This window comes from Apibacter raozihei (assembly GCF_004014855.1).
GTDB classification, from domain to species: Bacteria; Bacteroidota; Bacteroidia; order Flavobacteriales; family Weeksellaceae; genus Apibacter; species Apibacter raozihei.
The window spans coordinates 1,374,184-1,386,799 of the sequence record NZ_CP034930.1 but is presented as its reverse complement, the minus strand read 5'-3'; the positions used below and the strand labels follow the sequence as shown (position 1 = coordinate 1,386,799).

The 12,616-nt window shown below is 30.8% G+C and carries 13 protein-coding genes; 9 read left to right on the top strand and 4 right to left on the bottom strand.

Annotated elements, in window-relative coordinates; translation table 11 throughout:
- Window positions 1-13: 13 nt before the first annotated feature.
- From EOV51_RS06280 to EOV51_RS06270, 3 genes are all read left to right on the top strand, one after another.
- On the top strand, window positions 14-307 hold the full coding sequence (locus tag EOV51_RS06280; RefSeq protein WP_128150997.1) for a DciA family protein: 294 nt from the start codon (window positions 14-16) through the stop codon (window positions 305-307).
- Between the two features lie 166 nt (window positions 308-473).
- On the top strand, window positions 474-2,951 hold the full coding sequence (locus EOV51_RS06275; RefSeq protein ID WP_128150995.1) for a M1 family metallopeptidase: 2,478 nt from the start codon (window positions 474-476) through the stop codon (window positions 2,949-2,951).
- A gap of 94 nt (window positions 2,952-3,045) precedes the next feature.
- A complete protein-coding gene (locus EOV51_RS06270) occupies window positions 3,046-3,540 on the top strand; it encodes a dihydrofolate reductase (protein ID WP_128150992.1) in 495 nt (164 codons plus the stop codon).
- 26 nt (window positions 3,541-3,566) lie between these two features.
- Here EOV51_RS06270 and EOV51_RS06265 read toward each other — a convergent pair whose 3' ends face one another.
- The 4 genes from EOV51_RS06265 to EOV51_RS06250 are packed head-to-tail and all read right to left on the bottom strand — an operon-like array spanning window position 3,567 to window position 6,304.
- Window positions 3,567-4,148, bottom strand: coding sequence for a hypothetical protein (locus EOV51_RS06265; protein WP_128150990.1), 582 nt, complete (start codon window positions 4,146-4,148; stop codon window positions 3,567-3,569).
- Between the two features lie 54 nt (window positions 4,149-4,202).
- Complete coding sequence (locus tag EOV51_RS06260) at window positions 4,203-4,499, bottom strand: CD225/dispanin family protein (protein ID WP_128150988.1); 297 nt, start codon at window positions 4,497-4,499, stop codon at window positions 4,203-4,205.
- 50 nt (window positions 4,500-4,549) lie between these two features.
- Window positions 4,550-5,530, bottom strand: coding sequence for a Gfo/Idh/MocA family protein (locus EOV51_RS06255; RefSeq protein ID WP_128150986.1), 981 nt, complete (start codon window positions 5,528-5,530; stop codon window positions 4,550-4,552).
- A gap of 33 nt (window positions 5,531-5,563) precedes the next feature.
- On the bottom strand, window positions 5,564-6,304 hold the full coding sequence (locus tag EOV51_RS06250; protein ID WP_128150985.1) for an RDD family protein: 741 nt from the start codon (window positions 6,302-6,304) through the stop codon (window positions 5,564-5,566).
- A 46-nt stretch (window positions 6,305-6,350) separates the two neighbouring features.
- Here EOV51_RS06250 and EOV51_RS06245 point away from each other — a divergent pair, with 46 nt between their 5' ends.
- The 6 genes from EOV51_RS06245 to EOV51_RS06220 are packed head-to-tail and all read left to right on the top strand — an operon-like array spanning window position 6,351 to window position 12,543.
- On the top strand, window positions 6,351-7,331 hold the full coding sequence (locus tag EOV51_RS06245; protein ID WP_128150983.1) for a stage II sporulation protein M: 981 nt from the start codon (window positions 6,351-6,353) through the stop codon (window positions 7,329-7,331).
- Window positions 7,309-8,271, top strand: a complete 963-nt coding sequence (locus tag EOV51_RS06240; protein ID WP_128150981.1) for a glycerophosphoryl diester phosphodiesterase membrane domain-containing protein — start codon at window positions 7,309-7,311, stop codon at window positions 8,269-8,271. The genes EOV51_RS06245 and EOV51_RS06240 overlap by 23 nt, the downstream gene beginning before the upstream one ends.
- 15 nt (window positions 8,272-8,286) lie before the next feature.
- Window positions 8,287-9,030: a hypothetical protein gene (locus tag EOV51_RS06235; protein ID WP_128150979.1), complete on the top strand. Its 744-nt coding sequence runs from the start codon at window positions 8,287-8,289 to the stop codon at window positions 9,028-9,030.
- Window positions 9,023-10,222, top strand: a complete 1,200-nt coding sequence (locus EOV51_RS06230; RefSeq protein WP_128150977.1) for a DUF4350 domain-containing protein — start codon at window positions 9,023-9,025, stop codon at window positions 10,220-10,222. Before EOV51_RS06235 ends, EOV51_RS06230 begins: the two co-directional genes overlap by 8 nt.
- Window positions 10,223-11,206: an AAA family ATPase gene (locus EOV51_RS06225; RefSeq protein ID WP_128150974.1), complete on the top strand. Its 984-nt coding sequence runs from the start codon at window positions 10,223-10,225 to the stop codon at window positions 11,204-11,206.
- A 2-nt stretch (window positions 11,207-11,208) separates the two neighbouring features.
- On the top strand, window positions 11,209-12,543 hold the full coding sequence (locus EOV51_RS06220; RefSeq protein WP_128150972.1) for a DUF58 domain-containing protein: 1,335 nt from the start codon (window positions 11,209-11,211) through the stop codon (window positions 12,541-12,543).
- Window positions 12,544-12,616: the final 73 nt, after the last annotated feature.

Here is a 12,616-nt window from a genome sequence, read left to right as displayed (position 1 = left end):
AATTAATCCATAAATGAGTATACGTAGAAAAGAACAAACATGTAATTCTGCTTTAAAAAGTTTAATTCATGATTTAGGTATGGAAGAACGTTTATTGCTAGTTAAAACTGAGATAATTTGGAAAGAATTAATGGGGCCATCTATTACATCTCATACAAAAAAAATACATACCGAAAACCAGAATTTATTTCTATTTATGGATTCCGCAGTTATAAGAAATGAACTTCATTTAAATAAAAATAAAATATTAGAGGCTATTCATAATAAACTTGAAAAAAAATACTTTAAATCCATCAAATTTGTTTAAAAATCAAATAATTACTTTAATTTACACCAAATAGCATATATAAATCAGTATTTTTAAAATAATTAATTTTACATTTTATCAAAAAAACAACTAAGCACTCATTAATATTTTTACATTTGTAACAAAACAGGTATTTATACTTACTAATCTGTAAAATTTATATACAATGAGAAAAGGCATTTTACTTCTGGTCTTTCTTAGTGCTTTGTTATTTATTAAAGCGCAAGACTATTCTAATTATAGGCCATCGGCTACACTAGTTAACGATCTAGTACATACCAAATTAAAAGTAAGTTTTGATTATCCTAACGAAAAACTTCTAGGTGAAGCCTGGATAACGCTTAAACCACATTTTTATACCACCGATTCCTTAGCTCTTGATGCCAAGGGAATGGTCATTGAAAAAGTGACGCTTAACGGAGGTAAAAGTTTAAAATACTCTTATAAAAATTCGAAAATAAAAGTTCAGCTAGATAAAAATTATAAAAAAGATGAGCAATATACTGTTTATATAAAATATACAGCCATTCCATCTGAAGTAACCCAAGAAGGAAGTGCTGCTATTAATAGCGCCAAAGGACTTTATTTTATCAATCCGAGAGGAGAGGAAAAAGGTAAGCCAACGCAAATATGGACGCAAGGTGAAACTGAATCAAGCAGCTGCTGGTTTCCTACTTTAGATACTCCTAACCAAAAAACATCTCAGGAAATTTATATGACCGTTCCTGATAAGTATGTTACACTTTCTAATGGTACACTAAAAAGCCAGACTAAAAATTCTGACGGAACACGTACGGATTATTGGAAATTTGACAAAAAACACGCTCCGTACCTTTTCTTTATGGGGGTAGGTGATTTCGCCGTTGTTAAAGACAAATGGAAAAATATTCCTGTTGACTATTATGTTGAAAGAGAATATGAACCTTATGCTAAACAAATTTTCGGTGATACTCCGGCAATGATAGAATTCTTTTCCAACTTGTTAAATTATCCTTACCCATGGGATAAATACAGCCAAATGGTAGGTAGAGATTATGTTAGTGGTGCTATGGAAAATACCACAGCTACCTTACATATGGAAAAAGCTCAACAAAAACCAGGACAACTTATTGATGAAAACAGCTGGGAATCAGTAATTGCTCATGAATTGTTTCACCACTGGTTTGGAGATCTTACTACTACCGAAAGCTGGTCTAACTTAACTGTTAATGAATCATTTGCTAATTACTCAGAGTATTTATGGTTTGAACATAAATACGGAAAAGATAAAGCAGAAGAGCATAGAAGAGAAGAAAGACAATCTTATTTACTAGGAGGAGATAATTTCCCTAAAGATTTAGTACGTTTTCATTATGCCAATAGAGAAGATATGTTTGATGCTGTTTCTTACCAAAAAGGAGGCCTGATTCTACATATGCTAAGAAATTATTTGGGAGATGAAGCTTTTTTTGCCGGACTTAATAATTTTCTGAAAACTAATGAGTACAAAGCGGTTGAAGCTCACCAACTTCGTCTTGCTTTAGAAGAAGTAACAGGTAAGGATCTGAACTGGTTTTTTAATCAATGGTATTTCAGCAATGGACACCCTAAACTAAAAGTTACCTATTCGTATGATGAAGCAAAAAAATCCGTAAAAATAATTTTAATTCAAACTCAAGACCCTAAATTCCAGTTCCCTCTTGATATAGATGTGTATGAAAATGGAAAAGCTACCAGACATCAGGTTTGGGTCAAAGCTACGGAATCAAATACTTTTGAACTTCCTTATAAAACCAAACCTCAATTGGTAAATGTAAATCCTGATCATATAATTTTATCAGAAATAACAGATGAGAAGAATACCGAAAATTATATTTTTCAATATAAACATAGCCCTGAGTATTATTCAAGGATAATTGCCCTGGAAAAACTTGCTGATGTGCAGACATCTAATACTCAAGCACTAGAAACTTTACTAAATGCAGCAGCCAATGATAAATTTTATGGTATACGCATATTTGCTATCTCTAAGCTAGACGAAACAAATCCGGGAGTTAAACAAAAATCTTCCAGTATTTTAGAAAAACTGGCCAGTTCAGATTCCAAAACATTAGTTCAGGCAGAAGCTCTTAAACAACTTGCAAAAATAAATGCTTCTCAATATGCCGGTCTATTTAAAAAATTGTCAGCAAGTCCTTCTTATGCTATTAAAGCGGCTTGCATCACAGGTTTACTTGAATCTGATAAAACAGCAGCTCAGGAAATTGTTACTAGTATTGACGATCAAAATCCGGGTGAAGTTCTGTTATCAGCTATAGTAAAAACAGCAATTGTTAATAAAGACTACTCACGACTAGAAACAATTTCTAAAAATATTCTTGAGCTGATTGCTAAATCAGAATCGCAAGAGGAAGCTAATACTTATTTTGAAATTATCCGAACCATTATGAGCGGAGATTATCCTCAGGAAACAAGAAATGTAATTGATTCTATTGTGAGAATTTATCCACAGGTGAAAAATTACAGCAATTTTACTGAATTATTACGTCATGTTATGGAAGGTGCTTATCAGTTGAAACAACAAGCATTATCCTCAGAACCTGATAATCAAAGTTTAAAAGATCAGGTGGAGTATATTTCAAAAGCAATACCTAAGTTGAAATAATAGCTTTATATTAAATAAAAAATGCAGTAGTTTAAAACTACTGCATTTTTTATTTAGTTTATAGTAACTTTACCGCTGTTAAGTATTAAATAGTATGATAACCATTATTGCAGCAATAGACGAAAATCAAGCCATTGGAAAAGACAATCAGCTTTTATGGCATTTACCTGATGATCTAAAACGTTTTAAGGCTTTAACCCAGAACCATCCTGTCATTATGGGGAGAAATACATTTGAGTCTTTAGGAAGACCTTTACCCAATCGAACTAACATTGTTATTTCTAACAATATGAATTACACTGTTCCGGAGGGGGTTGTTCTTGTTCATTCACTTCAAGAGGCTTTGGATTTAGCAAAAAAGCAGAACCCAAATCCTTACATTATCGGTGGTGGAATCCTATATAATCAAGCGCTGGAATTTGCAGATACCCTAGAACTTACTTTAGTTCATACTAAAGTAAAAGAAGCGGATACTTTTTTCCCAAAGCTTGATTTATCTAAATGGGAAAGTGTGTTTGAAGAATTTCATGCTAAAAATGAAAAGCACTTTTTTGACTTCACATTCCTAACTTATATCCGAAAGAATTAAACATTCTAAACTCTTAAACAAAAATATTATTTATCTTTTGTGACCACCCAGCCTTCTTCTTTTTTATATTTTAAAGTAAATGATTTTGTAATAAATGAACTATGCGGATTTTTATCAGCAGTTAGCTCTGCAAAATCAGTATTAATTTTTTGTAAGGTTACTACAGCATTTCCAGATTTTTTACCTGATAATTCAATTTTTGCTTGTTCTTTTTCGTCCAATTGATATTCGTAGGTTTTAACCTCAACCTTTTCCTTTTTTTGTTTAAAAACAAAAGGTCTGGCTTTATCGGTAAGCTTTACTTCATAAATATAAATACTATCTTTACTTAGAAATTTTTTCTTTTGCTTAGACAATTCAAAATTTATATATCCTTTAGAAGCAAGATTTTTATAGGCAACCAGTTTTTGTTCGTCTCTTTTAATTTTAAAGCGAACTTCTCCAATTTCCATTTCCGTAGTCTCATAAATAGGATACGACTTTAAATATTTTTCAACTGCATTTACAGCTGTGCTTTCAGAAAGTGCTGCCTTATCTCCACAACTCAAAAAACCTGTTAAAACAAAGGCTAAACAAAGTACTTTAGAAATTATATTAAATGTTTTCATATGTTTTTATAATTAAAGTATTAACTCTTAAATCTATCTTTTAGTATATTTATTCTATCTTCTGTATCCAAATATATTATATCCTGTTCCTGCCAGTATACCTATCCAGAAAATAAATCCCAGAATAATGGTCCATACACAAATATGTCGTACGACTACAGACATTCTTCTTGCCTTGGCCTTTTTTCCTTCCTCCCACAATTGGTTTACGCGTAAAGAAAAAAATAATGCAAAAATACCCAAAGGAGCAAAACATACTATAGTACAAACTGTAGCAAATCCTAAATAATTATCCGGAACCTTATCTGCCAAAATCTGCTCATTTTCTTCATTTAAAGTATTCTTATCCATACATTCTAAACTAATTTAACATCAGCAATCATTATTCCAAAATGACATACTTATTTTGCAGACAGTTTATGCTCAATCTGTTCCATTACCTCTAAAGCAACACGTAAAGCCTCCCTACCCTGTTGCAGGGTTACAGGAATCTGTGTATTTTGTTCAATCGAATCAGCTAAAGAATCCAGTTCATCTAAAATAGCATTATTAGAATGTATCTCCGGATATTGAAATAAAATTTGTTTTTTATCCCCTTCTGCATTTTCAATGATCATATCGAAAGGTTGAATTTCTGCGGGAGCATCTTTCATTTTTATTATTTCAGCTTTTTTCTCCATAAAATCTATGGATATATAAGCATCTTTTTGAAAAAAACGACTTTTTCTCATGTTCCTCATAGATATACGGCTGGTAGTTACATTGGCAACACAACCATTTTCAAACTCAATTCTGGCATTTGCTATATCGGGAGTGGTACTAACGACAGCAACTCCACTAGCATGAATTGATTTTACAGGGGATTTTACTACAGAAAGTACTATATCCAAGTCATGAATCATCAAATCCAATACTACCGGAACATCCGTTCCTCTAGGATTAAATTCTGCCAAACGATGAATTTCCAAAAACATAGGATTATCAATAAAAGGCTGACTTGCAATAAAGGCAGGATTAAATCTTTCAACATGCCCCACCTGTCCTTTCACCTGATATTCTTCTGCCCACTGAATAATTTGATCGGCTTCACTCAACGTTCCTGTTATAGGTTTTTCAATAAAAAAATGTTTGTTGGCTTTAATGGCCTTTTCTGCATAATAGAAGTGAGCGAAAGTAGGTGTAACTATATCAAGAACTTCTATTTGAGAAAGTAACTCTTCAAAATTTTCATAAAATTTATACCCTAGTTCTTCCTGTAATTTTTTTCCATTTTCAATATCAGTATCATGAAATCCTATAAAATCATATTTTTCTGATTGATTCAATAATTTTAGATGAATTTTACCCAGATGACCGGCTCCTACTAATCCTGCTTTTAACATATCTATTTTATTGTAAAATTAAAGTTTTCATTTTTATTGTTGCGAAAAGAACTGATAATCTTTAATCACAGTTTCTACATACTCTACATCAGACATTTCAGGTTTATATTCCTGAATAACAGATTCTATTTTCTCTCGTAGCTTCCTGACTAATTGATAATCCGTAGTCGATCTAGCTGTATCCATCGTATTTTTAATCAGATACATATCTTTATCTGAAAGCTGTAAAACCTGAGTGAATTTGGGTTGATAATCTTCTTCTAATTGAGAAAGAATAGTCTGATCTACCTGGTAAGTCTGACGTGTTGATATTACTACAGTTCCGGCTACTAAATCAGCAACCCTCTGTCTGCGGGTATTAGTTGACATAACTATTAATCCTATAACACAGTAAAAACTAGTGTCAACAGGGCTTAGTAACCAACGAATTAGAAAAGTACTGAATTTAGCTTCTGATCCGTCCGCTTTTATAATTTTAAGTTTTAATATTTTTTTACCAAATGTTTGCCCCTGCATAAAATAAGGAGCCCATAAGGCATATGTGAATGCTGGAAGTAATAATAAAACGAGAAGTATTAATAAAAATTCTTCTCCGTCCTGAAAGAATCCATATTCTAACATATCGGTATTTGAAAAGAATAAAACAATTATTATTACTGAATATATCATTACGAATATAGCATCAAGAATATATCCAAATATACGGTTTCCTATATCTGCTAAATTGTAATCGATACTGACGTTTTGCGAAGTATTTATATGAACATTATCCATTCTATTGCATTTTTTTATTATATTGCATCAAAAGTAAGATTTTTTCATGAGAGAAGCTGCTTTCATAAAGAAAAACAAGGAGCGTTGGAGTAATTTTGAAACCGCTCTAAAAAATATTAAACCTCTTGTTCCTGATGAACTCGCTGATTTATATCTGCAGGTAATAAACGATTTAAGTTTCTCGCAGACCTACTATCCGAAGAGTAAAACCACTATATATTTAAATGATTTAGCCAGAAAAGCTCATTTTTCCATCTATAAAAATAAAAAAGAAAATTCCGGACGTATCATAGACTTTTGGAAATATGAACTTCCTTTTCTTTTCAGAGGTTATCAAAAAGATTTATTACTGTCTTTTATAATTTTTTTAGTCTCTGTTGCTATCGGCTTTTTTTCAGTATACCAAAACATGGATTTTACAAGAATTATATTAGGTGATATTTATGTAGACACGACGATTGAAAATATAAAAAATGGAGACCCTGCAGGCATCTATCATTCCTCTTCTGCAATTGAAATGTTTATAACTATAACTATTAATAACATAAGGGTGGGTTTTAACGCATTTGTCAGTGGTATATTAACCCCTGCAGTCCCCATAGCCCTTCTATTTTATAATGGAGTCATGCTAGGTGCTTTTGATGGTTTCTTTATACAGCACGAAGTTGGAATACGGGCAAACTCCATCATCTGGATTCATGGAGTTTTTGAAATTTTCGTTATTGTTGTTTGCGGATCTGCTGGAATAATTCTTGGTAAAAGTGTTTTATTTCCTAAAACTTTTTCTCGTTTGCAATCTATAAAAAAAGGCTTTTACGATGGTATGAAAATTTGTTTTAGCACACTCCCTTTCTTTATTTGTGCTGGTTTTCTTGAAAGTTTTGTTTCACGTTATTCCACCATGTCTTTAGCCGTGGCTTTCTCTATTATAATCGTATCTTTATGCATAATTGTATTTTATTATATTATTTACCCAAGACAAATTGAAAAAAAAATAAATCAATATGATTCCAAAAAAGAAATTTGAATTTTTAAAAATCAGATCGACCACATCGATTATTGGTGACACTTTATCTTTTATACAAGAAAATTTTAAATCTTTATTTTCCGCTTTATTTTATATTTGTGGTCCGTCTTTCTTGGTAACTATTATCGGTTCTGCTCTATTTTTTAAAAATTACTTCGCAATAATTTTCTCAACTATAAACGATCTGAACTATTCAAATGCAGGCCCGGATGTTAATGAATTATTAATGTTGATACCTTATGGCTTGCTGATGTTACTCGGAGTTTATTTTTCCATGTCTTTCGTCATTACAGTTACCTTCTGTTATGTTAAATTATATAAAGATAAAAAAGATTTAACTACATCTTCTGTATGGCGAAGTACGAAAAACTATATTCTAAAAATAATAGGAGGAAATGTTTTAGTTTTAATAGTATTTATAATAGGTTATTTTATCTGTCTTGTTCCTTTATTTATTTTAGCTGGAAGTGATAATTACATTTCAGGTATATTTCTCGTGGTTATTTTAAGTATTGCTTTTATAATTTTCGCCTTTTATCTAAACGTAAAGATCTCTTTTTATCAACATTTCATAGTAGCTGAAGATAAAGGGATCATAGAATCGCTAAAAGCAAGTTATCAATTTACAAAAGGTATCTTCTGGAAATCATTTATAGTTATTCTATTGCTTTCTCTTATAACTTCGGTAATAAGCAATATATTCCAAATGCCCGGCATGCTCCTTATTTATGTAAACCTTATTTTGGGAATGACTAACGGAGAGGAACATTCTCTTCTATCTTCCTTGGGAAATGTATTAACTGGTATTGGGATGACAATGTCTACCCTGGCTTATTGTATTGTCTATATAGGCATATCCCTGACATATTACAGTGTAATGGAAGAAAGATATGGTATTAAAAATTCAGAAGAAATTGATTCAATTGGTAAAGAAGATTAATGTAGAGCAATTCATATGAGAAAAATCGGGTACTTATTACTTATTACAATCAGTAATTTTAGCTTAATTTTAAAAGCTTCCGATTCACTTATATATGACTCTACAAAAATACTTCCTGAATCTTTAGTACAAAGACCTTCAGAAATTTATACCGGTTCTGAGTTTAAATATGAGAAAGCCGTTCAAAATACTTCTGTTATAGAACGTTTTTTTTCATGGATTATAAAAAAAATCATTGAATTCCTTAACGAATTATTTAAACTAAATATAAAAACCAATTCTTCTTCCGGTCTTTCTGCTTTATGGATCAGCTTATCGATAATAGTTATTATTTTACTCGTTATAGGATTTGTTTTTATTTACAGAAAGTATTCTTCAATTATTGAAAGAAAAGATAGCAAAAATATATCTGCTGAAGAAGCAGAAAAAAATATTCATACAGTTAATTTTGAACAATTAATTCAATCAGCACTGGAACAAAAGAATTACCGTTTAGCTCTACGCTTTTATTATCTAAAATTATTAAAAAACCTTTCGGATAAAAACCTCATTGAATATAAGTATCAAAAGACCAACTATGAATATTACTATGAAATACAGCATGAAGAATTAAAAAAGTTATTTAAAGAAGTCTCTTTTGTTTTTGACTATTGTTGGTATGGTGATCACGAAGCACAGGAAAATGATTTTATAATTGCAGAAAATAAATTTAATCAGATTCAGAATTTAATTTTAAAATTAGAGAACAAAGTTGAATAAACGATTATATATATATCTTGGTATTTTTATCTTAGTGATAGGTATAATGGCTTATCTGGATTACTCCAGTCCAAAACCTGTGAACTGGACACAAACTTATTCTACTGAAGACAAGATTCCTTTCGGTTCCTATATTCTTCATAAGGAAATGAAAAAACTATTTCCTGATAAAAATATAGAAATTACTAATTCAACACCCTCTACTTATTTAACAGACGTTGATTATTACTCTCAAGATCAATTATATTTCTTTATAGATAAAAATACAGTTATGTCAGATGTTTCTGCTAATTGGTTATTGGATTTTGTATCTACAGGCAATGATGCCTTTATCATCTCATCTTCATTACCCCAATCATTACAGGATTCTTTACATCTAACCATTAAAACATCCGATTATATACTGAAAGATGAATTCTCGAAAATAAATACATATTTAACTAATCCTGTCTTTAACCATCAAACTTACAATTTCAAAAAAATTCAGGATTATGCATATTTCGAAAAACTGGATAAAGCTAACACTGTAGTTCTTGGAACTTATAAATTAAATAAAGAAAATCATATAAATTTTATCAGGTATAGGTACGGAGAAGGATATTTCTATGTGAATTTACTCCCGGAAGCTTATTCCAACTACTTTTTATTAAATGATTCTGTTTATACTTATGCTATAAGCACTTTAAATTATATAAATAAAAAAAATATTTTTTGGGATGAACGCAACAAATCCGTTAGTACATCACAACCGGGTATTTTGTATTATATATTTAATTCTCCACCTTTACATTGGGCCTGGGTTATACTCATTATAAGCTCTGTTTTTTATGCCGTTTTTTTTGGAAAGCGACTTCAAAGAAAAATCCCGATTATACTTCCGTTAGCCAACACTACTGTTGAATTTACTAAGACCATTGGTAATCTTTATTACAACAAGAAGGAGCATAAGGATATCATCAATAAAAAAATAAAGTATTTTCTATATTTTGTTAAAGAAAAGTATTTTTTGAACATTGACCAGATTGACACAGATTTTTCAAAAAATCTTCATCTTAAATCTGGAGTTTCTCAGGAAATTACTGATAAAATCATATATTTAATACTTAAAAACAGAAATTCCACCCATTCATCTGAAGAAGATTTAAAAATTTTAAATTCAACGATAGATCTATTTTATAAAAATACATATTAAATGGAAAACGAACAGTTCCAATATCAGAACCGAATAGATTTGACTGCATTAAAGAATGTGGCCGAACAAATACGAAATGAAATTAAAAAAGTGATAGTTGGCCAGGACACTTCTATCGATCTTATATTAACAGGACTTTTATCAGATGGTCATATATTGATTGAAGGTGTACCGGGAGTTGCGAAAACAATAACTGCTAAATTAATAGCAAAATGCATTTCCGCCCCTTTTAGCCGTATACAGTTTACTCCCGATTTAATGCCTTCCGATGTGCTTGGAACATCTGTTTTCAATGAAAAATTATCAGAATTTGAATTTAAAAAAGGTCCTGTCTTTTCCTCCATTGTATTAATAGATGAAATAAACAGAGCCCCGGCAAAAACACAGGCAGCCTTATTTGAACTAATGGCGGAAAGACAAATAACTATTGACGGAAATGTTTTCTCATTTGAGCGCCCTTTCATAATTCTTGCCACCCAGAATCCGGTAGAACAGGAAGGCACTTACAGGCTTCCGGAAGCTCAACTTGATAGATTTTTATTTAAAATAGATATCAAATATCCTGTTTTAGAAGAAGAAATAGATATTATAAAAAAACATAATGATTTTCAATCAGAAGATCCTTTAAGATTCATACAACCAGTTGTCTCTGCTCAGGAAATAATGCAGTTACAAAATTTGGTCAAAAGTGTTCATGTTGAAAATTCATTATTTGAATATATTGCCAAAATCGTTGTATCCACACGTACAAATGCCAATCTTTTTTTAGGAGCTTCCCCAAGAGCTTCCATAGCAGTTCTGAATGCAGCAAAATCCTATGCTGCCTTGCAGGGAAAAGACTTTGTTACGCCTGAAGATATAAAGTACATAACTCCTTTTGTTTTACATCACAGAATCATACTAACTCCTGAAAGGGAAATGGAAGGTTTAACACCTATGCATATTATTAAACAAATTATTGACGGAATTGAAATACCCAGATAAACGTGTTAAAATTTTATAAATCTCTTTTTTTAACCGAACGCCTTTTTATAATAATCTTAGGGTTTATAATTGCATTTATAGCCTCTTATTTATCTCTACCGATATTTATCCTGCTAAAATACACTTTCCTTGTATTTCTTTTAGCAATTGTACTGGATGTAATGCTCTTATACCTTACCCCCAAAGGCATAAAATCTCATCGTCTTCTACCTGAAAAATTTAGTAACGGTGATAAAAATCCTGTTCATATCACTTTTGAAAATAATTATAATTTCACTGTTAAACTCAGGGTTATTGATGAAATTCCGTTTCAATTTCAAATCAGGGATTTTCTATTTAAAGTACCTTTACTTTCTCAGGAAGTCAAGGATTATGTTTATCATATACAACCTTTTGAAAGAGGTGTGTATCAATTTGGAAAGCTAAATGTATATGCTGAGAGCCCTTTGGGATTAATTAGAAGAAGATATATATTTTCCGAAGGAAAAAACATTGCCGTATATCCTTCCTTTCTCCAGCTAAAAAAATATGATTTACGTGCTTTCAGTAATCAGTTACGGGAATATGGCTTAAAAAAAATCCGTAGAATAGGAAACACGATAGAATTTGAGCAGATTCGTAACTATATATCTGGTGATGATATCAGGAATATTAACTGGAAAGCCACTGCTAAACATCATCATCTGATGGTTAATCAATATCAGGATGAACGCGCTCAACCTGTATATTCTATTATTGACAAGGGAAGAATTATGAAAATGCCTTTTGATGGACTATCATTGCTTGACTATGCTATAAATTCAAGTTTAGTTATATCTAATATTGCATTACAAAAAAATGATAAAGCCGGTATTTTTACATTTTCCCGTAAAGTTGAAAATCGAGTAGTTGCAGAAAGGAGAAAATTTCAAATGCAACTTATTCTCGAAACTTTATATAATATAAAAACAGATTTTTCTGAAAGTGATTTTGGACGTTTATATGCGGATATTAAACACAAAATAAACCAAAGAAGTCTTTTTCTTCTATATACTAATTTTGAAAATCAGGATTCACTCCACAGACAATTACCTTATCTTAAAGCTATAGCTAAAAATCATTTATTAATAGTCATTTTCTTTAAAAATGTAGAACTACGAAAACTTATTGAAAAACCTTGCCAAAATACCCGGGAAATATATCAGAAAGTAATTGCTGAAAAGTTCGATTTTGATAAAAAATTATTAGTCAGTGAACTAAAAAAACATGGTATTCAGTCTATACTTACAGAGCCCCAAAACCTTACCATTAACACTATTAATAAATATCTTGAGTTGAAAGCAAAGGGTTCCATTTAAATAAAACCTTAATTGCCCGACTGTTCTAATTAATGTAAGGAATATAATAGGTAATTCAAAGAAAATATAAAAA

Coding starts and splice junctions, on each gene's coding strand:
- EOV51_RS06275 (WP_128150995.1), top strand. CDS start 474: ATGAGAAAAGGCATTTTACTTCTGGTCTTTCTTAGTGCTTTGTTATTT.
- EOV51_RS06270 (WP_128150992.1), top strand. CDS start 3,046: ATGATAACCATTATTGCAGCAATAGACGAAAATCAAGCCATTGGAAAA.
- EOV51_RS06245 (WP_128150983.1), top strand. CDS start 6,351: ATGAGAGAAGCTGCTTTCATAAAGAAAAACAAGGAGCGTTGGAGTAAT.
- EOV51_RS06280 (WP_128150997.1), top strand. CDS start 14: ATGAGTATACGTAGAAAAGAACAAACATGTAATTCTGCTTTAAAAAGT.
- EOV51_RS06250 (WP_128150985.1), bottom strand. CDS start 6,304: ATGGATAATGTTCATATAAATACTTCGCAAAACGTCAGTATCGATTAC.
- EOV51_RS06260 (WP_128150988.1), bottom strand. CDS start 4,499: ATGGATAAGAATACTTTAAATGAAGAAAATGAGCAGATTTTGGCAGAT.
- EOV51_RS06235 (WP_128150979.1), top strand. CDS start 8,287: ATGAGAAAAATCGGGTACTTATTACTTATTACAATCAGTAATTTTAGC.
- EOV51_RS06265 (WP_128150990.1), bottom strand. CDS start 4,148: ATGAAAACATTTAATATAATTTCTAAAGTACTTTGTTTAGCCTTTGTT.
- EOV51_RS06255 (WP_128150986.1), bottom strand. CDS start 5,530: ATGTTAAAAGCAGGATTAGTAGGAGCCGGTCATCTGGGTAAAATTCAT.
- EOV51_RS06225 (WP_128150974.1), top strand. CDS start 10,223: ATGGAAAACGAACAGTTCCAATATCAGAACCGAATAGATTTGACTGCA.
- EOV51_RS06240 (WP_128150981.1), top strand. CDS start 7,309: ATGATTCCAAAAAAGAAATTTGAATTTTTAAAAATCAGATCGACCACA.